The organism is Bradyrhizobium acaciae (genome assembly GCF_020889785.1).
Lineage (GTDB): Bacteria > Pseudomonadota > Alphaproteobacteria > Rhizobiales > Xanthobacteraceae > Bradyrhizobium > Bradyrhizobium acaciae.
Genome location: NZ_JACMYK010000069.1, coordinates 12965 through 38628 on the forward strand (window position 1 = coordinate 12965; position 25664 = coordinate 38628).

The 25664-nt window shown below is 64.7% G+C and carries 20 protein-coding genes and 1 pseudogene; 4 read left to right on the forward strand and 17 right to left on the reverse strand.

Going from position 1 to position 25664, the window contains the following annotated elements:
- Positions 1 to 69: 69 nt before the first annotated feature.
- Positions 70 to 1290 (reverse strand): FAD-dependent oxidoreductase, encoded by a 1221-nt coding sequence (locus tag H8A92_RS23860; protein ID WP_229198049.1) that lies wholly within the window; start codon positions 1288 to 1290, stop codon positions 70 to 72.
- Positions 1291 to 1809: 519 nt separating this feature from the next.
- Between H8A92_RS23860 and H8A92_RS23865 the strand changes: the two genes are divergently transcribed.
- Complete coding sequence (locus tag H8A92_RS23865; RefSeq protein ID WP_233285591.1) at positions 1810 to 3135, forward strand: lipopolysaccharide biosynthesis protein; 1326 nt, start codon at positions 1810 to 1812, stop codon at positions 3133 to 3135.
- A gap of 17 nt (positions 3136 to 3152) precedes the next feature.
- Here the strand turns inward: H8A92_RS23865 and H8A92_RS23870 are convergent, their stop codons facing one another.
- A complete protein-coding gene (locus H8A92_RS23870; protein ID WP_229198031.1) occupies positions 3153 to 5267 on the reverse strand; it encodes a GumC family protein in 2115 nt (704 codons plus the stop codon).
- Between the two features lie 283 nt (positions 5268 to 5550).
- Here H8A92_RS23870 and H8A92_RS23875 point away from each other — a divergent pair, with 283 nt between their 5' ends.
- Positions 5551 to 6753 (forward strand): glycosyltransferase family 4 protein, encoded by a 1203-nt coding sequence (locus H8A92_RS23875; protein ID WP_420831356.1) that lies wholly within the window; start codon positions 5551 to 5553, stop codon positions 6751 to 6753.
- 15 nt (positions 6754 to 6768) lie between these two features.
- A complete protein-coding gene (locus tag H8A92_RS23880; protein WP_229198033.1) occupies positions 6769 to 8325 on the forward strand; it encodes a glucosamine inositolphosphorylceramide transferase family protein in 1557 nt (518 codons plus the stop codon).
- A gap of 28 nt (positions 8326 to 8353) precedes the next feature.
- Here H8A92_RS23880 and H8A92_RS23885 read toward each other — a convergent pair whose 3' ends face one another.
- From H8A92_RS23885 to H8A92_RS23940, 12 genes are read right to left on the reverse strand one after another with little or no spacing between them, the layout of a single operon-like run.
- Positions 8354 to 9556 carry an ABC transporter substrate-binding protein gene (locus tag H8A92_RS23885; RefSeq protein WP_229198034.1) on the reverse strand — a complete coding sequence of 401 codons (1203 nt, stop codon included), beginning with the start codon at positions 9554 to 9556 and terminating at the stop codon, positions 8354 to 8356.
- Positions 9557 to 9610: 54 nt separating this feature from the next.
- Positions 9611 to 10312 (reverse strand): SDR family NAD(P)-dependent oxidoreductase, encoded by a 702-nt coding sequence (locus H8A92_RS23890; protein WP_229198035.1) that lies wholly within the window; start codon positions 10310 to 10312, stop codon positions 9611 to 9613.
- A 33-nt stretch (positions 10313 to 10345) separates the two neighbouring features.
- Complete coding sequence (locus tag H8A92_RS23895) at positions 10346 to 11152, reverse strand: glutathione S-transferase (RefSeq protein WP_229198036.1); 807 nt, start codon at positions 11150 to 11152, stop codon at positions 10346 to 10348.
- A gap of 25 nt (positions 11153 to 11177) precedes the next feature.
- Complete coding sequence (locus tag H8A92_RS23900) at positions 11178 to 12338, reverse strand: iron-containing alcohol dehydrogenase (RefSeq protein ID WP_229198037.1); 1161 nt, start codon at positions 12336 to 12338, stop codon at positions 11178 to 11180.
- 39 nt (positions 12339 to 12377) lie between these two features.
- Positions 12378 to 13151 carry an enoyl-CoA hydratase-related protein gene (locus H8A92_RS23905; protein WP_229198038.1) on the reverse strand — a complete coding sequence of 258 codons (774 nt, stop codon included), beginning with the start codon at positions 13149 to 13151 and terminating at the stop codon, positions 12378 to 12380.
- Positions 13152 to 13160: 9 nt separating this feature from the next.
- Positions 13161 to 14171 (reverse strand): NAD(P)H-dependent flavin oxidoreductase, encoded by a 1011-nt coding sequence (locus H8A92_RS23910; RefSeq protein WP_229198039.1) that lies wholly within the window; start codon positions 14169 to 14171, stop codon positions 13161 to 13163.
- 21 nt (positions 14172 to 14192) lie between these two features.
- The gene (locus H8A92_RS23915; protein WP_229198040.1) at positions 14193 to 15383 is read right to left on the reverse strand and encodes an acetyl-CoA C-acyltransferase; all 1191 of its coding nucleotides are present in this window, start codon (positions 15381 to 15383) and stop codon (positions 14193 to 14195) included.
- Positions 15384 to 15399: 16 nt separating this feature from the next.
- Positions 15400 to 16530 carry an acyl-CoA dehydrogenase family protein gene (locus H8A92_RS23920; RefSeq protein ID WP_229198041.1) on the reverse strand — a complete coding sequence of 377 codons (1131 nt, stop codon included), beginning with the start codon at positions 16528 to 16530 and terminating at the stop codon, positions 15400 to 15402.
- Positions 16531 to 16551: 21 nt separating this feature from the next.
- Complete coding sequence (locus tag H8A92_RS23925) at positions 16552 to 17733, reverse strand: acyl-CoA dehydrogenase family protein (protein WP_229198042.1); 1182 nt, start codon at positions 17731 to 17733, stop codon at positions 16552 to 16554.
- Positions 17734 to 17745: 12 nt separating this feature from the next.
- Entirely contained in the window at positions 17746 to 18483 is a 738-nt protein-coding gene (locus H8A92_RS23930) for an SDR family oxidoreductase (RefSeq protein WP_050628103.1), read from the reverse strand.
- Between the two features lie 51 nt (positions 18484 to 18534).
- Positions 18535 to 20082: a class I adenylate-forming enzyme family protein gene (locus H8A92_RS23935; RefSeq protein WP_229198043.1), complete on the reverse strand. Its 1548-nt coding sequence runs from the start codon at positions 20080 to 20082 to the stop codon at positions 18535 to 18537.
- Between the two features lie 53 nt (positions 20083 to 20135).
- Positions 20136 to 20774, reverse strand: coding sequence for a 2-hydroxychromene-2-carboxylate isomerase (locus tag H8A92_RS23940; RefSeq protein ID WP_229198044.1), 639 nt, complete (start codon positions 20772 to 20774; stop codon positions 20136 to 20138).
- Between the two features lie 197 nt (positions 20775 to 20971).
- On the opposite strand from H8A92_RS23940, the pseudogene H8A92_RS23945 reads away from it, so the two are divergent.
- A pseudogene (locus H8A92_RS23945) lies at positions 20972 to 21483 on the forward strand (winged helix-turn-helix transcriptional regulator).
- A 51-nt stretch (positions 21484 to 21534) separates the two neighbouring features.
- Here the strand turns inward: H8A92_RS23945 and H8A92_RS23950 are convergent.
- From H8A92_RS23950 to H8A92_RS23960, 3 genes are all read right to left on the reverse strand, one after another.
- Positions 21535 to 22410 (reverse strand): PhzF family phenazine biosynthesis protein, encoded by an 876-nt coding sequence (locus H8A92_RS23950; protein ID WP_229198045.1) that lies wholly within the window; start codon positions 22408 to 22410, stop codon positions 21535 to 21537.
- 14 nt (positions 22411 to 22424) lie between these two features.
- Entirely contained in the window at positions 22425 to 23483 is a 1059-nt protein-coding gene (locus tag H8A92_RS23955) for an alpha/beta fold hydrolase (protein WP_229198046.1), read from the reverse strand.
- Positions 23484 to 23569: 86 nt separating this feature from the next.
- Positions 23570 to 25664, reverse strand: a 2095-nt coding sequence (locus H8A92_RS23960; protein ID WP_229198047.1) for a molybdopterin guanine dinucleotide-containing S/N-oxide reductase, incomplete at its 5' end; no start/stop codon positions are given.

The window sequence follows — 25664 nt, forward strand, 5'->3', positions numbered from 1 at the left end:
TGTCGGGAGGGACAACCGCCTCCGGCTTTTCCGGATCATGCCTTGGAGTCGCCGAGAATCGGCTTTCGTTTAACGGAGCGCGCTGCGGACGCGCATGACCCATCCCGGATGAATCCGGTCCACCTGATGCGCGATCACGCGGCGCAGGAAGTGCAGCTTGCGCTGCACGGTCCAGCGTACATCGGTGTTCGCGGTCAAGGCCTCCCGGTAACGCGCCAGCTCCAGCGAGTGGCGGTCGGCGGCGAGCTTGTCCTGATCGGAATAGAACTGCGCGATCTTCTCCGCGCCCATGCCGTCGGTCTCGAGCCAGCGCGGCACATATTCGGTGCAGAGACGCTCGACATCCACCAGCAGACGGCTCACGCCAGTGCCGGCGGCCGGACAATTGGTCTGAAACGCATCGCCGATCAGCACGACGCCCGGCTGCAGATGGCCTTCGGTCACGGACAAATCCATGACCCAGTTCTGCACCTGGTCGACGATCTCGAAATCGCCGAGATAGGGCTGCAGACCCGGCATCAGGCAAAGCAACGTCCGCCTGGTATCGCGGCGCAGCTCGCGCATGATCGGATCGGTCGGATCCCGGAACATGAACAGGTTCGCCCGCATGCCGCCCGACATCGGAAACAGGCTGAGATAGTCGACGCCGTCAGCCGCCTCCTTACCGTAGCAGGTCAGCGCATCGAATCCGAACGGCGCGTTATCCGGCCGCGCGATCGTGAAGCCGAACGTCACCGAGTGGCGAGCGGCTATCACCCGCCGGCGCATTCCGAGATTATAGCCGAGCGCACTCGCCATGCCCGTCGCCAGAATGACGAGCCGTGCGGCGACGCGCTTTCCGGAGGCCAGCGTCAGCTGCTGACGATTCTCGCTGCAGTCGACATTGGTCACCTGGTCGAGCAGGAAGGTCGATGTTTCCGGCGTCAGGCCGCGGGCCATGTTGACGAGGTCGGCATAGGAGACCCCATAGGACCGGCCGACACCGATATCGACCAGTCTGCCGCCGCGGATGTTGAGCACCCGGTCGTAGGCCGACGCGACGGCCTCGACGTCGTCGATGAAGCCTAGGCGGCGGAAGATATCGATCTGCCGTCCCGCGACCTTTTCGACGCGGAATTCATCCGGTGGGATCGACCGCTTGTCGATCAGGACGACCCGGTACCCGGCTCGGGAGAGAACAGCTCGCGCAAGCGAGCCGGCCAAGCCGGCGCCGACAATGGCGACATCAGCTTCGATCGTTTCAGCCTCGCAACTTGCGATCGGCTGGGTGGTGCTTTCCTCGGCAATCATCATGTCCGCTCCGACGGCTAATGGTCGCAGAACTGCAATTTCCTTGCCTGCCTTGCTGCCGAGCGGGCCGAAACGCGAGGCGTTTCGGCGTTGAGGTTAATGGCGGCCTGTCGACCGCGGTGAGCAAGCTCTCGGCACATGGCTTGCACCAAGAACGGCCATGAAACCGATCGTTTGGAGCCTCCGCAGCAGAATGGCGGGGCAATTGCCGGGCCGTGGAGCTTCAGAAATGCCTTCGACGCGCAAACGAGGCTTCGACCGGCGCGATGCATGCCGTTGGCCGGAGCGCCGGAGAGACATCCAATCTGCGCCGTTTGGAGACAGCGCGGACGGCAGCGTTCCAGAATGGGGCAGCCGCGCGACATATTGGCCAGCTCTGCAATCACGCGGAACCAGAAAGCCAGTCGGAAGGAACGGAATCTTAGCAAGAGAACATTAACACTCCTGACCTCACCGATTGCTAAGTCAACAGCCTGACTGGATATTGAGACGCCTCTGGTGATTGCTTCTGTTCTTCAAATGCTACGGCGCGATGTCACGCGCGGCGTTGCCGGGACCATCCTGCTCAAGGTCGGCAGCGGCGGGCTCGCGTTCGCGTTGTTCTCGCTCGCCGCGCGGGCCATGACGCCCGACGCGTTTGGAGATTTTGCGACCTTGCTTTCCATCGCCCAGATCGCCTCGGTCGTGGGCCTGGCCGGCCAGGAGCTTCTGCTGGTTCGCTTCCTCAATGAGTACGAGGTGCGCGGCCAGGCGGAGCTCACCAAGGGCGTGCTGCTGTCGAGCCTGAAGAACTCCGCGATCGGGATGCTGATTTCGATCGCCGCGATCGCGGCGGTCGCAAGCATTCGCGGCGAGTGGTGGCTCTTGATCCTCTCGGTCTCGGCGTTCACCGCCGTCAATGCCGGCCTGATGCTCGGCAGCCAGATCGCACGATCCCTCGTCAGCATCCTGATGGGCGAAGGCAATCGCGAGTTCTTCTGGCGGGTTGCCGTTGTCCTGGTTCTGATCGCCGTTCTGTTCGGTCACCGGCAGCTCACTCCTGCCGAACTGTTCACTGCGATGAGCGTTGCGATGGCCCTCGGGCTGGTGGTGCAGATCGTGTCGATCATGCGTGTGCTGCCGAACCAGCGTTCGGTCACGGCGCGCTTCGAGACCTCGCGCTGGAACCGGAGCGCGTTCCGCTTCTGGCTCGCATCCATTCTTGAAGCGGCCAATCAGTATTTCGACGTCATCCTGGTCTACTGGATGCTGGATCCGGCCACCGCGGGCGTCTATTTCGCCGCCTCACGTCTGGCCAACATCTTCGCCATGCTCTCGGCAGCGCTCTACACGTTCGGAGCCCGCCGGCTTCCCTCGCTGTATTTCAGCAAGAATCACCGCGAGCTCGAACATACGCTGAAGCTGATGGCCGAGGTGACCGCGCTCTGTGTGCTGAGCGGGCTCGTGATCGTCTGGGTGGGTGCTCCCCACCTGCTCGGCCTGTTCGGGCCGCACTTCGCCGCGCAGCAATGGGTGCTGATCGTGCTCGCAATCGGAACGGCCTTCCAGGCGGCGGGCGGACCTTCGGCCGCCGTGCTGCAGCTGACGGGACATGAGCGCGACTATGTTCCGGTCGTCGCCGCCAACGTGGCATTGCGACTGGTCGGATTTGTCGTGCTGATCCCCTGGCTCGGCGTGCTCGGCGCGGCGATCTCGGCGACGGCCTCCCTGGTGATCGCCACCATCGCGCTCAATGTGCTGTGCCGCCGGCGCACCGGCGTCGACCCATCAATTATGGTGCTTTCGCATCTCTCGTCGTGGAAGCGCAACACCTACGCGGTCCGCGTTGCCGACAGCAACGACTAGACCGAGTTGGATGGCCGTCAGCTCGCCAATCCCAGAGCCTTGCCCTGAGCACTGCCCACGGCGGCATCGACCGCCACGCGGTTGACGACCAGCGCGGTCGGGACCGAGCCGAAGCCGGACAGATCGGCCCGCGCCTTGGTGATCGCAGTCGCATTGGCCGCGCCCTCGCGAACCACCAGGATCACCAGATCGGCATGGGCGGCCAGCGCCACCGCGGCCGGCTGCAGGGCAAGCGACGATGCGTCGACGATGATCAGGCCGAAATCGGCGCGGATATCGTCCGGCGGATAGGGCGGCGCCTTGCTGCTGGCACCCAGCAGCTCCACGACCGACGCCAGATCAGCCTTGATGATCCCCGAGCCTTGCGGCGGCGCAGCCTCGGTGCGCCTGGTATCCATCTCGATCAGGACGCTGAGCATGCCGTTCTTCACGGCGGACCGGTTGAGCGACCGCGCAACGGTGCTGCCGCCCACGCCGGCCTCGACCGACAGCAGCAGCGCCACCTTGCCGTGGTCCCCTGGAAGCTGTTCGATGTTCTCTATCAGCAACTGAAGATGCGGGCTGAGATCGGGCTCGGCCGCCGTTGAAATCGGGGTCTGCCAGACGCTCCTGACGGCATCCGGCGACACCATGTCGGGAATGCGCGCCAGCACAGGCAATCCCGGCGGCAGCGCGGGTTGCAGCGGAGATTGCGGCACGGGCTGCAGTGCGGGCGCCTCGGCACGACGCAGTGGCGGAACGGTCTTGATCGGGAGCTGCGGCAGATTGAGACCGGGAACGGCGACGATCGCCGTCGACGTCAGCAGCGAGACGATCGCGAGGGCGGCGAGCAAAAGCGGAAGCGGCGGGAGCGTCGAACGCACCGGCGGCGTCGCAGGCGATGCGACCTTGGTCTGCGAGGCCTGCAGCAGCCGCTGCTCGTCGGTGGTCTTGTAGCGCGACAGGAACTGCTCGTAGATATTCTTGTTGGCGTCGGCATCGCGCTGCAATTCCTGCAGCTTCACGAGCGCCTGACCGTCGACCAGGATCTGCTGTTCGGCCGCTTTCAGCTGATCTTCGACGGCCTTCTGCTGGTCGCGCTGCGCCTCGTATTCCGACTTAGCGGTGTCGATGTTCTTCTTGCGCTCGATCTCGATCTGCCGGTTAAGGTCGCTGAGCTGGCTGAGCGCCATCACGAGGTCGGGATGACGATCGCCGAGCACCCCGCGCTTCTGCGCAATCTGGTCGTTGAGCGTGGAGCGCTGGGCGCGCAGAGCGCTCAGCAGGTCCTGCTTGACGGGCCCGTCGACATTTGCCTTCAGGTCGCGTTGCAACTGCTCGTAGCGCGCCTTGGCTTCTTCGGTACGGGCGCGCGCCGCGGAAACCTGCTGCGTCAGGTCGGTGACGCGCAATTGCTGCGTGGTCGATTCCTTGCCGGCGTTGACGATCCGGTGTTCGAGCTTGAACTTGGCGACGGCATCTTCCGAAGACCGCAACCGGTCGTTCAGCGTCTTGAGCCGGCCCTTCAGCCAGTCGGCAGCCTCGTCGGTCGCCACGGTGCGGGTCCCGCGCTGGCTGGCAACGAACGCCTCCGCCACCGCATTGGCGTAATACGCCGCGCGCTGCGGATCGTTGGACGTGAACTTGATGGCGATAACGTAGGTCAATCCGCGCCGGGAAATGTCGAGCCGGCTGCGAAACCGGTCGAGCAGGCGCGTGGGATCGGTCCTGCCGCCGGAGATATCGTCATCCTGGGCGATCTTGAGCTGCTCGATCAGCGGCCCGAGGAATCCATCGGATTTGGCGATCTCAACGGCGCTCTGCAGCGCTGCGGCATCCTGGCCGATCCCCGGCAGGACGTCCTGATCGGTGGTGACGCGCTGCTCGCGCGGGTCGACGACGACGAGCGCGGTCGCGGCGTAACGCGCCGGGATCAACATCAGCAAGATGATACCGACCGCGAAGATAACCGCGGCGAGCATCAGGATGCGTTGACCTTTCTCGCGGAAAAAGGCCAGCACACCGGGGAGGCTTAGCACGCCCTTGGTCGTTTCAGCGGAGGATTGGCCGGTCGGCACGCTGGAAGCTTCCCACGACGCTGCGGGTCCCGTGGCTTCGGAACGTCTCGGGCCGACGCGGCTACCGAACTTCATGGGTTTTGACTCGAATTCAACTGACAGCACCGCTCAGTGCCGCCCAACGTAAATATCTATGGTTAATCGCCGGTTACCCCCTCTCTGCGCTGCCGTAACCAATTGGTTAACGAGCCCGCTGTACTATCTGTGAGATAATGGCTCTCGATTGCTGACAATGTCTGATTGCTAAATGAGCAGTAACCTCACCACGCGCAACTCGGTGCACGAGCACGCCTTGCGTGATAAGCACGCGCGCAAAAGTGAGGGAGACGATTCCACTCCCTCGACGGGTGAGGAATCCGTGCTCCATTACGCGCCAAGTCCAGAACTGAGCACAGAACTGCGCGAGGCATCGACCGCGTCACGCGATCTAGCGAACGCGCGCAGGCCAAAGCTGCGCGTTGTCCTGGTGCAGACCCAGGCCGAGAACGCCGGCGCGCAGGAGATATCGCGGCTGCTCGGCGCCGGCCTCACCGCGCGCGGCTATGACGTCGCCAACCTGTTCTTCTTCCGCAAATCGGATTCCTTCGACGAGCCGCCCAATACGTTCTATTGCGCGCCGAGCCGTCCAGGAAATCCGGTGGCACTGCTGCGGATGCTATGGACGCTCGCCGGCCATCTCAGGACCATCAGACCCGACGCCGTCCTGACCTTCCAGCACTTCGGCAATGTGATCGGCGGAGGCGTGTCGCGCCTGGTCAGCCGCGCGCCAGTCATCGCCAATCAAGTGTCTTCGGCGCTGTCGATGAGCATGCCGGTGCGCGCCGCCGACATCATCATGGGCTCTACCGGCTTCTTCCAGTGCATCACGCTGAACTCGCGCGACATGGAGCGGGAATACGCACGCTATCCCGCGCCCTATCGATCACGCATGAAGCACGTCCCGCACGGCTTCGACGACAAGTCGCACAGCCTGCCAAAGGACATTGCGCGGCAGCAGTTCAAGCTGCCGCCGGACCGTACCCTGCTCGGCTGCGCCGCGAGGCTGCATCCGCACAAGCGGCTCGATGCGGCAATTCGCCTGCTGGCTGCCGATCCATCGTGGCACCTTGCGCTGGCCGGCCAGGGTGCTGACGAGGAGCGGCTGCGAGCCCTGGCGAACGAGCTTGACGTCTCGGACCGGCTGCACTTCATCGGCGAGATTCCACCGCGCCAGATGGCCGATTTTCTGGCCTGCCTCGATGTCTTCGTCTTCCCCACGCAGGCCGAGACTTTCGGTCTTGCGGCGGTTGAAGCCGCGAGCGCCGGCATTCCCTGTGTCGTCAACGATCTTCCTGTGCTGCGCGAGGTGCTGTCCTACCAGGGACAGCCTGCGGCGGTGTTCGTCGACGCCTCGAACGAGGCCGCGTTCTCGGCCGCCGTATCGAAAGTCCTGACAGATCGTTTGTTGAGCGACCAGCTGCGGCAAAGAGCCGTGGGCCTGAAATCGCGTTATTCGTTGGATGCCATGATAGAGGAATACGTCCGCATTCTCGGCAATGCCGTGGGAGCGGACGCGCACTAGGAAGTCGGGCTGGACATGATTATCGAGTTTCGCTGCGATCGCGAGCAGCCGCGGCTCTGGATGCGTCGTGAGACGCTGCGCGTCAACGATCAGGATATCCCCGTTCAATTTGCCTGGACCACGACCCCGGGGTCCCACCCCGCGGGCCTCGAGGCCCTGTTCGAACTCGAACGCATCGTCCTGCGCAAGGGCAAGGCCGGCGGCGCCGACAGGCTGAAGACGATCCCGGAGCGGCCGCGCGCAGGCAGCCCCGACGTGGTGGTCGACTTCACCAGTGCCGCGCGGGATCCGAACTGCTCCGCCAGGCTCTACCTTCGTCCGCGATTCAACGGATGCGCGGGAGAAAATGCCGCACTCGCGGCCGTTCTCGCCGGTGACCTGCCGGTGATCGAAATCGTCAATGAACTCGATGGCACGATCATGGACCGAGGCCATCCTTCCGCGGAAATCGCAGCCGGCCTGAGTGGCGGGCTCGAAGCAGTCATGGCGCGCACGCTCTCCATGCTGACGCCAATTCTGTCAGGGGCGCCACGGCTGGTGCCGCAATTGGCTGCTCCGGCGAACAGCGGCGCAGCGCCAAATCCCACGCCCTTTGTCGTGCGTGGCGTGGCGACGTCGATCGCGAAGGAAATCTATCGCCTGTGCTGCTACGCGCCGCATTGGCATGTCGGCTGGCGCTACGCCGAAAACGCGGATGTCTGGCGCACCGGTGACCTGTCCGGACCGGCCTGGAACGTGCTCGGCGATCCCGGCAACCGCTTCTATGCCGATCCCTTCCCGGTGACATGGCAAGGCAGGACGTTCGTCTTCTTCGAAGACCTCGACCACCGGATCGGCAAGGGCATCATCTCCGCGATCGAATTCGACGGCAACGGGCCGGTCGGCAAGGTGCTGCCCGTGCTGGAAGAGCCCTGGCACCTGTCCTACCCGTTCCTGATCGAGAACGATGGCGAACTCTGGATGATCCCGGAAAGCACCGCGCATCGGGACGTTCCGCTCTACAAATGCATCCGCTTTCCGGACAAATGGGAGCGGTACGCAACGCTGCTGTCCGGGCTCGAACTTGCCGACGTGACGATCACGCAGCACAACGGCCTCTATTACATGTTCGGCGCCTGGCGTGACGGCACCGGCGGGTATTCCGACACCCTGGCGATCTATTACGCCCAGCGACTGCTTGGCCCCTGGCAGCCGCATGCCAGCAATCCGGTCCTGATGGATCGCGCAACGGCGCGACCGGCGGGAAATTTCGTGACCGTCAACGGAAGACTGTGGCGACCGGTGCAGGATTGCACCAACGGGTACGGCGCGGCGCTCGGACTTGCGGAAGTGCTCGAACTGTCGCCGACGACGTACCGGCAGGCGGTTCGACACCTGCTCAAACCCGGACCGCTGTGGACCGGACGCAAGCTGCACACGCTCAATCGGTGCGGCCAACTCGAGGTGATCGACGGCTCGCGAGTTCAGCCCAAGACCGCGGCCTTGCTGGCGAGCCTCCGGTCGAGCGACCGCCCGTCGCAATCGGATTGGCATAGCGCGCTGGCGAAGCCGATCGCGCGACGGCTCCGCTAGCGCGCTTCGTCACCCTCGACCTCGCGGCTCAGTTCGCCTCGGCGCCCAGCACGCCACCGAACTGCTCCCAGGAGCTTCCGGTCCAGCGTTGCAGCTGGAGCTGCGTGTACGCCATGCTGTTGTCGGGACCAGTGTTGATGGTGATGCCCGGCATCAGGGTCGGCAGCACCAGCCCCTTGATGTTACGTGCCTGCTTGACGATGTTCTCACGCGACAGGTCGTCGCCGCATTGTTTCAGCACCTGCTCCAGGATCTGGCCCTGCTGGGTCCCGAACAGATAGTTGTTGTCGCCGATATCGGCGCCGGGGAGATACTTCTCGAAGTGGGCGCGATACCATTTCATGCCGGCGTCCTCGGCCCATTTCTTGTCGTTGGGATCCTTGGTGATGGTCGCCACGACGACGCCCACCGCCTTGTCCGCGCCGGCCGGCACGATCGTCGCCGAGACCGAGCTCGACACGTAGTTGACGATGGTGAGCGGGGTCCAGCCGATCTCGTTCGCCTTCTTGATCGCCTGTGCCGCAAATTTCGGCGTGCCGGCGATCAGGAATGCCTGGGCGCCCGACGCCTTCAGCGTGACCACGCGGGATTCGATGGTGGGCTCGGTGACCTCATAGGGAGACGTCACCACCTTCTTGTCGAAATCGGCCTTCAGCGTTTCCCTGAACGCGGCGACGAAATCGCGGCCGAGATCGTCGTTCTGGTAGAGGATCGCGATCTTCGCATCGGGGGCCGCTTGGGTGATGTACCTGGCGTAGATTTTTCCCTCGATGTTGTAGCTCGGCAATCCCGTGGTGGTCAGCGGAAACTCGGAGAAGTTGGCAAACTTGGTCGCCCCGCTCACGATGAACAGATGCGGCACCTTCTTCGCGGTCACGTATTTGATGGTCGCGCCGATGCCGGGCGTGCCGAGCGGACTGAACAGGAACGCCACCTCGTCGCTCTCGATCAGCTTGCGGGTCTGCTCCACGGCTTTCGGCGGTGTATAGGCATCGTCATAGGTGATGAGGTTGACCTTGCGGCCGTTGATGCCGCCGCGATCATTGACGGAATGCACGTAGGCGATCAGGCCCTTGCCGGTGTTGCTGAGCGGGGATGCCGGACCACTGAACGGGAAGGTCGCACCGACCTTGATTTCCGACTCCGTCACGCCCGGTGTTTCGGCACGGATTGGAGTGGCGGCAAGGGCCGCAAGCACGGCAATGGACACGGCAAACGTCTTCAAGAACATGAAACTCCCCTGAACTCTTTTGAATTGAATTTGCTCTCGCGAATGCCGTGCCGCTTACCAGGCCTCGCCGAACGGCCTGATCTCGACGTTGAACGACCACGCGCTGCGGTCCTGATGGGCGACGTGCCAGACCTCGTCCGCGATCGCCCGCGGCTTGATGAAGAAGTCGTCCGGCCGCTCCGGCCAGCGCTTCCGGGTCCATTCCAGGTCAATCACCGCGTCGATCACGAGATAGGCGACGTGAACACCCTGAGGTCCCAAATCGCGTGCCATCGCTTCGGCCAAAATCCGCTGCGCCGCCTTGGTCGGCGCGAACCCCGCAAAACCGGCCTTGCCGCGCAATGCCGAGGTGTTGCCGGTCGCAACGATGGCGCCCTTGCCCGCAGCGACCATCGCGGGCGCAAACCGCCGCGCCAGGTACAACAGGCCCATCGTGTTGACCTGGAAGTTGCGATTGAGAATCTCCGGATCGATCTCGCGGAAGGTGCCGAACGCGCCGCCGACGGCGTTGTGGATCACGACGCCGGGGTTACCGAGATCGCGCTCCACGGCCGAGGCAACCGCCTCAACCTGCGTGGGATCGGACACGTCGCATCGATAGGCCCTGGCGCCCGGTAGCTGCTTCTCGAGCGCGGCGAGACGCTCTTCGTTCCTGGCGAGAAGTGCCACCCGATAGCCGCCTTCCGCGAACCTCCTGGCGAGCGCCGAGCCGGTGCCAGGGCCGACGCCGGATATCAGACAGACGCGTGCGGTCATGCGATCACTCCTCCGCGTTGCGGTCAGCGCTCTTCAGGCGGCCGCCTTTGACAGCAGCTTCTCGACGTATGGTTTGAGGTCCGGCGCAAAATGCTCGTGCTCGACCAGCCGGGCGAAATGAGCAAACATCAGTGGATATTCGTCCCTTACGGCCTCATGCAGGATTTTCTCCAACCCCTGCTTGCCCAGTTGCTCGGTCCGCGCGTGCTCATTCATGAACAGCGCGAGCTCGGCGGCAAGGCAGATGTCGGCAATCGAGATGCCGTTGCCGACCAACGTCTCCCGCCGCGGCGACAGTGCCTGCTCGATCCCGGAGGCATATATCGCGAACGCGTCCTTGGCGCGGGCATGGATGGCTGCGTCGACCGTGCCGCCCGACAGCGCAAGCAGATAGATCTGCGAGTCCCGCGCAAACACCAGGCTGACGTCGAGAAAGCTGTCGATCCTCGACGCCTCGTAGGCGTCGCGCCCATAGAGCGGAAACTTCGCCTCGCGGAGCCGCGCCACTGCCCGCATGATGCTATTGGATTCGAATATCCCGACCTTGCCGTCGGCACCGAACGCGGCCGGCACATTGCCGAATGGCTGCGCCGCCATGAACGCATCGGTCTTGAACAGCTGCGCGCCGGTCAGCCCGACCCGGCCGGTTCGCGCCAGCGACGACAGCGCGGTGCGTTCGTTCTCCGCGAGCGGACGGGCATCGTAATCCCACAACCAGTCGCGCAATTCCTTGCCGGAGGCGCCTCGGACCTCGACGTCGACGCCGCAGAACCGCGCCGCGATGGTCGCCTTCCACACACGCGGGTTCGGCAGATAGGAGAATATACGCAAGGCGGCCATTGTGGCTGCTCCGGGTGCTGTTGCGTCAGGCCGCCAGCTTCAAGATCTTGACGACATCGCCGGGTTCGCGGATCGGCTGCGGGTTGGCGCGCGTGAAGATCGACAGCATCGCGTTCTTGCCGATCAGTTCGAAACGGTCCTCGCCGACACCGACATCGGCAAGCCGCCGCGGCAGGCCGAGCTCCGCGATGAACGCCGCAAACGCCTCGCCGGCGTCGCGGCCCGGCGCGCCGAGCGCGGCCGCGATCGATTGCTGGGCGGTTTCCGTCGCGGGGCGGTTGTAGCGCAGCACGCTCGGCATCATCACCGCCGTGCAGAAATAATGCGGGACGTCGCAGGTGCCGCCGAGCACATGGCCGATGGCGTGGCTTGCGCCCATCGGCACCCGCGACTGCAATCCGAAGGCCGACAGCCAGGAACCGAGCTGGCAGCTCAGCCGCGCCGCCTCGTCGTCGGGATTATTCCTGGTGCGCAGCAGGCCGTCGTGCAGATAGCGCAGCCCCTGTTGGCACACCGCGTCGACCAGCACGTTGGGCCGGCTGGAGCAGATCGCCTCGATGCCATGATCCATCGCGCGCGTGCCCGAGCCGAGCCAGAGCTTCTCGGGCGTGTATTTGGTGATCGCAGGATCGAGGATGATGCTGCGCGGCATCATCATCGGGTGGTTGAATATCTGCTTCAGCTTGCGGCCGGTGTCAGTGACCAGCGCGCCGGAATTGTACTCGCCGCCCGAAAGGGTGCTGGGGATCGCGATCATCCGGACTTTTGGGTTGCGGAACGGACCGAAGCGACGGTCCGGCGTGGTCTCGAAACCATCGAGCCCCGCCGGCTCGAATATCGCGTGCTCGATGCACATCAATACGATCTTCGCCGCATCGACCACCGAGCCGCCGCCGATGGCGACGACGAGGTCGGCCTTGGCCTCCATCGCATGCCGCGCGATCTGTGTCACCGCGTCCCTGGTCGTGTGCTGCGGCACGCCGTCGAAGGTCGCGGCATGGCGATCGCCGAGCGCTTTGCGGATCTTCTCGATCTCGTCGGTCGTGGTGTTCAGCGTCCGGCTTGCGATCAGATAGACGCGTTTCGCGCCGAGCCGTTCGGCCTCCTCGCGCAGCGCTTCGGCCGCGGGCTTGCCGTAGATCACGGATTCCATGGCGGGGTATTGATGGCTGCCGACGACGTGCATGCTTCACTCCCTTGCTGTTTCCGCGAACTCCTGGCGGCTTCAGGCCGACAGCTTGGTGAAATCAGGCGGACGCCGTTCGGCGAAGGCGGCGAAGGCCTCGCGCGCCTCGGGCGTCGTCAGCCGCTCCTTGAACAGCACACCCTCCGCGGCGATCTGCGCCGCGATCCGCTGCTGCTCGCGCATCAGCTGCTTGGTCAGGCCGAGCGAGCCCGCCGGCCGCTTGGTCAGCGCGATCGCCGCGTCATGCGCCTTCTTGCGGAGATCCACTTGCGGCACCACGGAATTGGCAAGACCGGATGCCAGCGCGCCCGGCGCATCCATCGGCTCACCGAGCGCAAACATCGCATAGGCGCGGGCATGCCCGATCCTTAAGGGCAGCAGCCAGCTCGACGCTGCCTCGGGCACCAGCGCGAGATTGACGAACGGCGTGATCAGCCGGGCGTTCTCGGCAAGATAGACCAAATCGCAATGCAGCAGCATGGTGGTGCCGACGCCGACCGCATTACCCTGCACGGCCGCGACCAGCGGCTTGCCGGCCTTGCTGATGGTCTCGATGAAGCGATGGGCGGGACTGTCGACCGCACTCTCGCCGCGCGCCTGGCTGGCGAAATCGGCCAGATCGTTACCCGCGGTGAAGCTGTCGCCATCGCCCTGGAACAGGATCACCCGGACGGACGGATCCGCCTCGGCCTGCTTCAGCGCGTTCGACATCGCGTCATACATAGCGCCGGTGAGCGCGTTCTTCTTCTCCGGCCGCTGCAAGGTCAGCGTCATGACGCCGGCGTCGATTTCGACTTTGACATGCTCGGTCATGGCAATCTCCTAAGCGACCGCGCGGGTCGGCCTGGTTTCAAACTTGCCGTCGAGGAAGCCGGTCAGCCGCTGCCGGATGATCTGCTCGGCCTCGGCCATGATGCGGTCGATCAGCTCCTTGACGGTCGGGATATCGTTGATCAGGCCGACCACCATGCCGCAGCTCCAGGCACCGGCATCCATCTCGCCGTCGATCATCACCTTCGGGTAGACGCCCGCGACCTGCTCGTGGATGTCCTCGATCTTCAGCTTACCGCCCTTCTCGCGCTCGATCTCGAGCAGCTCATCGACGCCCTTGTTCTTCAGCACCCGCTCGGTGTTGCGCAATGCGCGCATCACGAGACGGGTATCGAGTTCGTCGGCGTCGAGCAGTGCCTGCTTCACATTGGGATGAACCGGCGCTTCCTTGGTCGCGATGAATCGCGTGCCCATGTTCATGCCGGCCGCGCCCATCGACAGCGCCGCGACGAGGCTGCGCGCATCCGCCATGCCACCCGAGGCGACGAACGGGATCTTCAGCTCGTCCGCCGCACGCGGCAGCAGGATCATGTTGGGGATGTCGTCCTCGCCCGGATGACCGCCGCACTCGAAGCCGTCGACGCTGACCGCGTCGCAGCCGATCTTCTCGGCCTTCAGCGAATGCCGCACCGAGGTGCATTTGTGGATCACCTTGATGCCGGCCGCCTTCAGCGCCGGCATGTACTGCTCCGGGCTGCGGCCCGCTGTCTCCACCGCCTTGACGCCGCCTTCGCGGATCGCCGCGATGTATTCGGGATAGGGCGGCGCGGTGAAGCTCGGCAGGAAGGTGAGGTTCACGCCGATCGGCTTGTCGGTCATGTCGCGGCAGCGCGCGATTTCCTTCGCCAGCAGCTCCGGCGTCCGCTGGGTCAGGCCGGTGATGATGCCGAGGCCGCCGGCATTGGACACCGCGGCCGCCATCTCGGCAAAACCGACATAATGCATGCCGCCCTGGATGATCGGATGCTGGATACCGAACAATTCAGTGATTGCTGTCTTCACAAGTCTCTCCCGCGTTGCCGATCAGTTGATGATTTCGAACAGGCCCGCCGCACCCATGCCGCCGCCGATGCACATCGTCACCACGCCGTATTTGGCCTTGCGCCGCCGGCCCTCGATCAGCAGGTGGCCGGTGAGCCGCGCGCCGGTCATGCCGTAGGGATGGCCGATCGCGATCGAGCCGCCGTTGACATTCAGCTTGTCCGGGTCGATGCCGAGCTTGTCGCGGCAATAGATCACCTGCACCGCATAGGCTTCGTTGAGCTCCCAGAGATCGATGTCGTCGATCTTCAGATTATGCCGCTTCAGCAGCCGCGGGATCGCGGCGACCGGGCCGACGCCCATCTCGTCGGGTTCGACGCCGGCGGCAACGAAGCCGCGGAAGATGCCGAGCGGCTTCAGCCCCTTCTGCGCGGCGATCTTGTCGCTCATGATCACGCAGGCCGAGGCGCCGTCCGAGAGCTGGCTGGCATTACCGGCGCTGATGGTCTTGCCTTCGAACACCGGCTTGATCTTGGCCAGTCCATCCGCCGTGGTGTCCGGCCGCGGGCCTTCATCCTTGGCCAAGGTCACCTGCTGAAAGCTGACTTCCTTGGTGTCCTTGTTGACCACGGCCATCCTGGTCGCGATCGGAATGATCTCGTCGTTGAAGCGGCCGCCCTGCAACGCAGCGCCGACCCGGCGCTGGCATTCGAGGCTGTATTCGTCCTGCTTGTCACGGCCGATCCCGTATCGCTCGGCGACGACCTCGGCCGTCTCCAGCATCGACATGTACATCTCGGGCTTCATCGCCATCAGTTCGTCGTCGACGGCATGGAACCGGTTCATGTGCTCGTTCTGCACCAGGCTGATCGACTCGATACCGCCGCCGATCGCGATCTCGACGCCATCTGATATCACCGAGCGTGCCGCGACCGCGATCGCCTGCAGCCCGGAAGCACATTGCCGGTCGATGGTGGTGCCGGCGACGGTGACCGGCAATCCGGCACGGATCGCGCCCTTGCGCGCGACGTTCATCACCATGGTGCCCTGCTGCATCGCGCAGCCCATCACCACGTCCTCGACCTCGCCGGGTGCGATGCCGGCGCGCTTCACCGCTTCGGCCATGACTTGGCCGGCCAAGGTCGGGCCGTCGGTGTTGTTGAGCGCGCCGCGATAGGCCTTGCCGACGCCGGTACGCGCGGTGGAAACGATGACTGCTTCGGGTGATGACATGCTTGCCTCTCTGAGCCTAGGCGACCGCATCGAGCTGCGCATAGCGCAGCACGTGGTAGGCGGGATCGCCGAACTGGATGTTGATGGAGGAAATCCGCTTGAAGTAGTGGCCGACATTGAGCTCGTCGGTCATGCCCATGCCGCCATGCAGTTGCACGGCCTGGTCCGCCACGAACTTGCCGGCATAGCCGATCTTGGATTTGGCGCCTGAAGCCAACCGGGAGACGCCGGCCTCATCGTCCCTGAGACTGAGGCTGAGATGCTGCATCAGGGACAGCGTCTCCTGATGCGCGATGAACATGTCGACCATCCGGTGCTGCAGCACCTGGAAGCTACCGATCGTGACGCCGAACTGCTTGCGCGTCTTGGAATAGTCCAGCGTCGCGGCGTTCAACTCGCCGATCGCGCCGACCGCCTCGGCGCAGAGCGCGCCGATCGCACGGTTGCGACAGGCTTCCAGCGCTTTGACGCCCTCGCCTTCCTTGCCGAGCAATTCCCCGCGCACGCCGCGCAGGCTGATCTCGGCCGCCCTTCGACCGTCGATGGTCTTGAAGCTCTGCAGATCGAGATTGGCAACGCGGCGATCGACCACGAACAGGCTGACGCCGCCGCGATCGTGGCGATGGCCCGAGGTGCGGGCGGAGACGATCAGGTAATCCGCCCACGGCGCGGCCATCACGGCCGTCTTCTCGCCGGTCAGCACATAGCCGTCGCCGTCCCGGCGCGCGGTCGTGGTCACCGTTGCGAGATCGAACCGCGAGCCCTTCTCGGTCCAGGCCAACGCCCAGAGCTTTGACCCTGCGATGATGTCGGCAATGAAAGCCTGCTTCTGCGCGTCAGACCCAACCTGCTCGACCAGGCCGCCGGCAACCACGACCGTCTCGACGAACGGCTCCACGACGAGATGCCGGCCGAACTCCTGCATGATGATCATGGTCGATAGCGGCCCACCGCCGAGCCCGCCAACAGCCTCGGAGAACGGCGCGGCCAGCAGGCCGAGCTCCGCAAAAGCGGCCCATTGCTCGTGGCCGATGCCGTCCTCGCTCGCAACGATCTTGCGACGGGCGTCGAAATCATATTGATCCCGCAGCAGCCGCTGTACGCTGGACCGCAACAATTCCTGCTCTTCCGTGAACTGGATATCCATCCGATCCTCGTTGCCTTGTAGCTAAAGACCAAGCACCGCTTTCGCGATGATGTTGCGCTGGATCTCGTTCGATCCGCCATAGATCGAGAGCTTGCGCGAGTTCAGATACTTCTCCGTCGCCGTGTGGCCGTAGTCCGGGCCCGGCATGAAGTGGTTGGCGCTGATCGGATGCTCGCGGATCGCAAGCCCGCAATTGCCGATCGCCCGATGCGTCAGCTCGGTAATGTTCTGGAATATCTCGGTGCCGCGAATCTTGAACAATGACGCCGCAGGTCCAGGGTCGATGCCGCGCGCCATCTGGGCGACGACGCGCAACTCCGTTGCCTCCAGCGCCAGCACGTCGAGCTCGACACGGGCGATGTCCCTGATGAATTCGAGATGCGCCGGATCGTCTTCCGGAATCTCGGCCTTCACGATCTTTTTCAACCGGCTGATGTAGCGCGTGGAGCGGCCGATGCCGGCCATGCTGGTGCGTTCATTGCCGAGCAGGAACTTGGCGTAGGTCCAGCCCTTGTTCTCCTCGCCGATCAGGTTCGCGGCAGGGACGCGGACATCCTCCAGGAAGACGTCGTTGACCTCGTGCGAACCGTCGATGGTGATGATCGGGCGCACGGTGACGCCCGGCGACTTCATATCGATCAAGAGAAACGAGATGCCGGACTGCGGCTTGGCCGTGGGATCGGTGCGGACCAGGCAGAAGATCCAGTCGGCATGCTGCGCCAGCGTGGTCCACGTCTTGTGACCGTTGACGATGTAGTGGTCGCCGTCGCGCACCGCCTTGGTGCGAACGGTGGCGAGGTCGGAGCCGGAGCCCGGCTCCGAATAGCCCTGGCACCACCAGTCCTCGCCGGAGAGGATACGCGGCAAGAACTTCTGCTTCTGCGCGTCGTTGCCGAACGTGTAGATCACCGGCCCGACCATGGTGACGCTGAACGCCAATGGCGGCATCGTGCCGGCGCGCGTCGTTTCCTGCTCGAAGATGAAGCGGCGGGTGATCGACCAGCCGGGCCCGCCATATTGCTTCGGCCAGAGCGGCGCGATCCAGCCCTTGTTGTGCAGGATGCGATGCCACAGCAGCATCTGCTCCTTGGAGAGATCGGTCTCCGGATTGGCGACGCGCATCTCCTCCGGGTAGTTGTCCTTGATGAACGCGCGAACCTCGTCGCGAAACGCCGCATCGTCAGGGGATAGCGCGAGCTCCATTTCCGATGCTCCCTACCACTTCTCGCCGAAGGGCCGGATTTCCAGCTCGAAGGTCCAGGCGCTCTTCGGCTGCTGGTAGAGTTGCCAGTATGACGCAGCGACCGAGGCCGGCGGCATCAGCAGATCTGGATTGTCGAGCGCGTTCGGGCCGAGCGCCTCGATGCGGCGTTGCCGCACCCATTCGGTGTCGACACCGGAGTCGATAATCAGGTGCGCGACATGGATGTTCTTCGGCCCGAGCTCGCGCGCCATCGCCTGCGCCACCGCGCGCAGGCCGAACTTGGCGCTGGCAAAGGCGGCATAGCCGCTGCCGCCGCGCAACGAGGCGGTTGCGCCGGTGAAGAAGATGTTGCCCTCGCCGCGTGCCGTCATCAACCGCGCTGCTTCGCGTCCGGCCAGGAAGCCGGAGTAGCAGGCCATCTCCCAGACCTTGCGGAACACGCGCTCGGTGGTCTCGAGAATCGGGAAATTGACGTTGGCGCCGATATTGAAGATGCAGACCTCCAGCGGCGCATGCTTGTCGGCGTCGTTGAGGAAGGCAGTGATCTCCTCCTCCTTGCGCGCATCGAGCGAGCGCGCATGGATTTCGCCGCCGGCGGCCTCGATCTCCTTGACCAGCGGCGCGAGCTTATCGCCGTTGCGGCGGCCGGCAAAGATCGTAAAGCCCTCGGAGGCGAACTTCTTGGCGATCTCGCCGCCGATGAAATCACCGGCACCGATGACGGCCACCGTCTTGTTTCTCTTCTGCATGGTGTACTCCGGTCTTGTTTGAGTGAACCGGCTTGCGGCCGCGGCTCAGCCTCAGCTGCGCAGCGACTCCGCAAGCTTGTGCTTCAGAAGCTTGCCCGTCGATGTCGCGGGCAGCGCATCCATGAGGATAATCTCCGACGGACGCTTGTACGAGGTCAGTTGCGGAGCAACATGGGCCATCAGATCCTGCACCGTCGCCGTCGAGCCCTTGATCAGCTGCACGAAGGCGACGACCTCCTCATTGCCCTCGACCGACCGACCGACCACGGCGCACTGCACCACGGCGTCATGCGTGCTCAGCACGGCCTCGATCTCGGCCGGGTAGACATTGAACCCGGAGCGGATGATCATCTCCTTGGTGCGCCCAACAATGTAGAGGGCGTCATTCTCGAAGCGGGCCAGATCGCCGGTATTGAACCAGCCGTCGGGATCGATCGCCTTGGCCGTCAGATCCGGCGCGCGGTAATAGCCGCGCATCACGTTGGGGCCGCGGACGTGGAGCTCACCGACTTCGCCTGATGCAACCGGCTTGAGGTCGCGGCCGACCAGTCGCGCCTCGATGCCCGCCATGACGGTGCCGACCGCGTGGTCGGCCCGCGGATTGTCGGGCCGCACGCCCGAGATTCCCGGCGAGCATTCGGTGATGCCGTAGCCGTTGAGCAGCGGCAGGCCGAGTTCCTGCTCCACCCGGGATTTGAGCTCGAGATCGAGCGGCGCGCCGGCCACCGAGATCACGCGCAACCGGCCGCGATCGAGCTTCGGCAGGCCGGCGTTGCGGCGGTATTCGAGTAGGCGCTGGTAGGTGGCGGGCACGCCGTTGAGGATCGTGATGCCTTCCTCGGCCATCGCCTTGACCAGCGCGGCCGGATCGTATTTGGCGACCAGGCGCACGGTGGCACCGACCATCAGGGTCATCGTCAGCAGCGAGATGCCGACGATGTGCGAGATCGGCAGCACGCAGTACTGCACGTCATCGGCCGACATCTTGCGGAAGCCCGCGGTGCCCCGGGCGCTGAACAGCAGATTGCGATGGGTCAGCATCACACCCTTCGGCGTGCCCGTGGTGCCGGACGTGTAGATCAGAACCGCGACCTGATTGGCGCCGTCGGCCTCGACCGGCTCGGCCACGGTTGCCAGGTTCAGGCCGGTGACGGCGATGCCGAGAAGCGGGCCGGCATCCTGCACGGCAGCCTCGTAGCGCGCAGCATGGGTGGCCGCCTCCTGCGAGACGTCAGCGGTGAGCAACACGCGGCGGGCGCCGCTGTGATCCCTGATCTGATCCAGCTCGCGCGGCGACAGCCGCGGATTGACCACGATCGACCAGACATCGAGCCTGCTCGCCGCCAGCAGTAGGCAGGCCAGCGGAATCGAATTCTCGCTCACGATCATCATGCGGTCGCCGGCGCGGATGCCCAGCGCCTGCAACGCCTCGGCGACGCGACCGACAGTCTCATCGAGCTCGCGATAGCTCAGCCGCATCTTGTCGTCGACCAGCGCCGGATGATCCGGCGTCGCCACCACGTGGTGATCGATCACCTCATGGATGCGGTTCGGCAAGCCTTCCACACTTCCTTCAACAATCTGGGTCGACGCCTGCACTGAAACCTCCCTGTCGCAGCCCTTTGGGCTTGTTGTGTTGAGGAATTTCCCGCTCAGGCGGTCTTGCGCCGCCCCGCGGCCAATTGCGCGACGATCTCTTCCTCGACCTCGCGCACCTTGTCCTTGCCGAAGAAGATATCGCTGCCGACGTAGAAGGTCGGCGATCCGAACGAGCCGCGCGCGACCGCGTCGCTGGTGTTCTCGATCAGCTTCTTCTTGACGTCATCCTGCCGGGCGCGGGCGATGATGCGGTCGATATCGAGGCCGGAGGACAGGAACGCCTCGCGGAACACCTGCGGATCGTCCATCTTCTTGGGCTCGGACCACATGTGGTGATAGGCAGCGCGGAAATAGGGCTCGAACAACCCCTCGAAATCGGCCGCGATGACGCCGCGCATCAGCATCAGCGTATTGACCGGAAAGAACGGGTTCGTCTTGAACGTCGTGATGTTGTGGCGGCGCAGGAAGCGCTCGGTTTCGAGCGCGTTGTATTCCGGCTTGTTCTTGATCCCGCGTAGCGACTCGCCGGGCGACATGTTGCCGGTCGCCTTGTAGACGCCGCCGAGCAGCACCGGGATGTAGTCGAACTTCACGCCGGTGCGCTTCTCGATATCCGGCAGTGCGAGCTCGGCGAGATAGGCGTTCGGACTTCCGAAATCGAAATGGAATTCGACCTTGAGCGGAGCAGCCATGGAACGCCCTTCCCTTCAATTGGCAACGGCCGTCAGCCTGGCCGCGTTGATCGTGGCGCGACCATAAGTTCTATTTTAGAACTGTCAATATGATATTTGTCATCCAATGGCCGGCCTGCAGCCGATTTGCAGGCATCCTGTTGAAATGACGTAAGTTCTGTTTTAGAATTTGATTTGCGTGACTGCAGGAGACGCTGATGAAATGGGATACCCTCGAGGAGGAGCCGTGCTCGCTGGCCCGCACGGTCGCGGTGATCGGCGACCGCTGGAGCCTTTTGATCCTGCGCGAGTGCTTCTTGCGCATCCGCAGGTTCGATGACTTCCAGGCATCGCTCGGCATCACACGGCATCTGCTCGCCGACCGGCTGAAGAAGCTGGTGCGCTTCGGCGTGCTGCGCAAGATTCCCTATCAGGAGGCGCCGAAGCGCTACGAATACATCCTGACCCAGAAGGGCCTCGATCTCTATCCGATCATCATGTCGATCGTGCACTGGGGCAACATCCACATGGTCGACGCGCGCGCCGGCCGTTGCTGCACGAACACAAGACCTGCGGGAAGATGTTCGACCCTGTCATGGTGTGCTCGGAATGCGGCGAGCCGTTGAGCGCGAAGCACGTCCACGTGCATCCGGGTCCCGGCGCCCGGCGATCGTCGCCGGTGCACGCCAGCGCGCGGGAGCGCACCAAGAGAAGCGTGGAGTCGGCCTAGACTGTCCTTGCAGGACCGGCGCCTCGAGCGGCGGGTTCACAGCCGCTGATTTCAGTGTGACGGCGCAGCCATCATCTCGACATTGCCGCCGAGCAGGCAACCGACAGCACGACCGCCGGCGAAGCCGATGCGGACGCGGATTTCCGAGAGGCGCCCCATCGCCCTGCCCTGCAGGATTCGAATCTCCTCGTCATCGGGAGCGACCAGGCCGTTGTCGAGCAAGCCGAATGCCAGCGCCGCGGCCGCAATGCCGGTTGCGGCGTCTTCCCGATAGCCGGACGAGCGCGGGAATTGCCGCGCCTCGAACAGACGAGCGTCACGGTCGACCACCGCGAAGGGATAGAGGCCGGTCGATCCGATCCGGCCGCAGACAGCTTCGACATCCTCGGCTGAGGGATCGAGCGCGTTCAGCGCTCCGGGCGAGCGCATCGGAACGAGAGTCTTGATCCGCGACGTGACGGCGTTGCAGGCCCTCCCAACGCCGATCGCGTCAGGCCCGACCGCAAGTGCCCGCAGCACATCGTCGCGTTGCACATCGGTGAGCGGAACGGTCTTGCCGGCCGGCTGGGTGATCTGGACACTCGGCTCGCCGTTGCGATCACGGCTGATGAAGCCGGTGACGGGACCGCTGCGCGTCGAAATCCGGATCGTGTCGCCCGGCAACTTCCGCTGACGCGCAAGCAGCCATAGTGCACCGATGGTGGCGTGGCCGCACATTTCCATTTCGTGGTTCGGCACGAAGAAGCGGAACGTGGCGTCGAAATCGTCACTCTGCGCCGGCAACACGAAGCCGGACTCGTGACCGTGGCGGCGGGCAACGTCCTGCATCTCGGACGCACTCATGCCGCTTGCATCGACCACGATCGGACAGGGATTGCCACCCTGCCCATCCACCGTGAACACGCTGACCAGTTCGGCAGTCGTCATGATGTCATGGGTCCCTATTTGACCAGCATCGCGCCGGTCTCCGGATGCTGCAGCCAGCCGAGCAGCGCCTGGTGGAAGCGCGCCGGCGCCTGGATCTGCGGCGAGTGGCCGAGGTCGGGGAATTCGATCAGCTGGATATGCGGGATTCGCTTGGCGGCCTCCTTGCCCAGCACCGGATAATTGCCGAGCGTCTTGCGGATCTCGGGCGGCGCGGTGTCCTTGGCGATCGCGGTGGTGTCCTTGTCGCCGACGAACAGCAAGGTCGGCGGCTTGATTTGCTCGAATTCGTAGAACACCGGCTGGGTCGCGATCATGTCGTAGAGCCGCGCCGAGCTCGATGCCACGGCGACGCGGCCCTCGCCGCGATACATGCCGGCCAGCATCTGCACCCAAATCTCGTAGGACGGATCCCAGGTGTCGGCATAGTAGGTGGCGCGCTCATAGGCGCGGATGCTGTCGGCGGTGACGCGGGTCTCGCGCTGCATCCAGCCGTCGAGGCTGAGCCACGGCACGCCCTTGGCCTTCCAGTCCTCGAGCCCGATCGGATCGACCAGCACCAGGCGATCGGTGGCGTCCGGATACATCAGGGCGTAGCGCATCGCCAGCATCCCGCCTGTCGAGTGGCCGACCATGATCGAGCGCTCAATCCCGAGCGAAGCCAGCAGCGCGCGGCTGTTGCCGGCGAGCTGCTGGAAGGTGAACTGATAGCGTTCCGGCTTAGAGGATTTGCAGAAGCCGATCTGGTCCAGCGCGATCACGCGATAACCGGCGCCGCTGAGCGCCTTGATGGTGCCGTCCCAGGTCGCAGCACAGAAATTCTTGCCGTGCAGCAGCACCGCGGTCTGGCCGTTCGGCGTCGCCGGCTTGACGTCGAGATAGGCCATGTCGAGCTCCTGCCCCTGCGAGCTGAAGCGATAATGCTCGACCGGATAGGGATAGTCGAAGCCCTGCAATTCCGGCCCATAAGCGGGCTCGGCGGCCGATTGCGCCAAGGCGGCGGACGAACCGAGCGCGACGGTCGCGGCGACGGCGAAAAACAGGGTTTTCAGGTGCATCTCGACGGGTCCGAACATTCAGGAATGATCTCGTGATGCCGTAGCCGAACGAATGAGCGCCATCCAGCACCCACCGATGATTTGTTCGTGATCGACAATAAAAACTACGCCGGATCGAACGCCCGGATCGGCGGCAGATTGCCGTTGAAACGCTCGACCTCGACCGTCGTGAGCTGGCCGGTGCAGCCCTGCGCGAAGGATGACGTGCCGATATCGCGCGTCAGCACGTTCGGATTGCCGTGCACGCAGAGCGGCGCTTCTTCCTCGGGGTCCATCGGGTCGTACCAGGCGCCGGTCGGCAGCTGCACCACGCCGGGCGCGATGCCGTCGGTGACATGCACTGCGGCAAGGCAGGCGCCGCGCGCGTTGAAGATGCGGATGATGTCGCCGTGGGCGATGCCGCGCGCCGCAGCATCGCGCGGGTTCATGCGTGCGACCTCGCGGCCGCGATGCTTGGCCTCGAGCGAGTGCCCTCCGAAATCGAGCTGGCTGTGCAGGCGCGTCACCGGCTGGTTGGCGACCAGGAAGCACGGCGAGCCTGGTGTGGGCGTGTCTGATTTCGCGAGCCAGACCGGATGGCCCGGACAATCGGCATCGCCGTGAGCTGCGATCTTCTGCGAGAAGATCTCGATGCGGCCGCTCGGCGTCGGCAACGGCCGCGCGTCCGGGTCCTCGCGGAAGCGGCGCAGCGAGCCGCCGTCGTCGAGATGCTGCGGCACCACCAGGCTGCCGCGCGCCCAGAACTCATCGAAATCAGGCGCCTCGAGCCCGCGCGCGGCGAGCGCCTTGCGGGTGGGTTCATAGAGATGTTCCAGCCACTGCCGCGACGTGCGTCCCTCGGTGAAGGGCTCGCGGGCCCCTAACCGCTCGGCGAGATCGGCGAAGATTTCGTAGTCGTCGCGGGCGAGGCCGAACGGCTCGGCGATCCGGTGCATCGCGACCATCAAGGGATCGTTGCCGGAATAGCCGATGTCCTCGCGCTCCAGCGTCATGGTCGAGGGCAGCACGATGTCGGCGTGGCGCGCGGTGGCGGTCCAGGCGAGTTCATGCACCACAAGCGTGTCGAGCTTCGCAAAGGCCTTGCGCAGGCGGTTGAGATCCTGGTGATGGTGGAACGGATTGCCGCCGGCCCAATAGACGAGGCGGATATCCGGATAGGTCCGTGTCTCGCCGTTGTAGCGATAGGTCGTGCCGGGATTGAGCAGCATGTCGGCGATGCGCGCCACCGGAATGAAATCGGCGACGCCGTTGCGGCCCTGCCCGAGCGTCGGTCCCGGCACGGCGTTGACGCGGCGCCCGTAATAGCCGATCGCGCCGAGCGAATAGGCGTAGCCGCCGCCGGGCAGGCCGATCTGGCCGAGCGCTGCTGCCAGCACCATGCCCATCCACACCGGCTGCTCGCCATGCTCGGCGCGCTGCAGCGAATGCGACACGGTGATCAGCGCGCGACGGCCGGCGAGACGGCGCGCCAGTGCCTTGATGGTGCCGGCATCGATGCCGCAGATCGCGGCGGCCCATTCGGCGCTCTTGGGCACGCCATCGGCCTCGCCGGTGAGATAGCGCAGGAACACCGGCCAGCCCTCGGTATAGCGATCGAGGAAGGCCTGATCGTGCAGACCCTCGCTGACCAGGGTGTGGACGATGCCGAGCATCAGCGCGGTGTCGGTGCCGGGCACAGCCGTCAGCCATTCGGCGCCGGCCTCGACGGGGAGATCGTCGCGCAGCGGACTGACGAGCACGAACTGGCAGCCGCGGCGGTGCGCCGCCTCCATGGCGCCGCGCTCGACATGCTTGCTGATCGAGCCGCCGGCCACCATCGAGTTCTTCAGCGCCATGCCGCCGAACGCCAGCACGATGTCGGTCTCGGCTGCGATCTGCTCCCAGGTGACGTTGCGCTTGGTGATGTCCTCATAGCCGGCGAGGATCTGCGGCAGCAGCACCGAGGAGGCGCCCGAGGAATAGCTGTTCACCGACCGGACGTAGCCGCCCATCGCCACGTTGAGGAAGCGATGCACCTGGCTCTGCGCGTGATGGAAGCGGCCCGCGCTCGACCAGCCATAGGAGCCGCCGAACACAGCACCTGGGCCGATCGTGTCGCGGATCCGCGTCAATTCGCCGCCGAGCAGATCGATCGCCTTCTCCCAGCTGACCGAGACGAACTCGTCGCGGCCGCGGCGATCGTCGGGGCCCGGCCCGCGC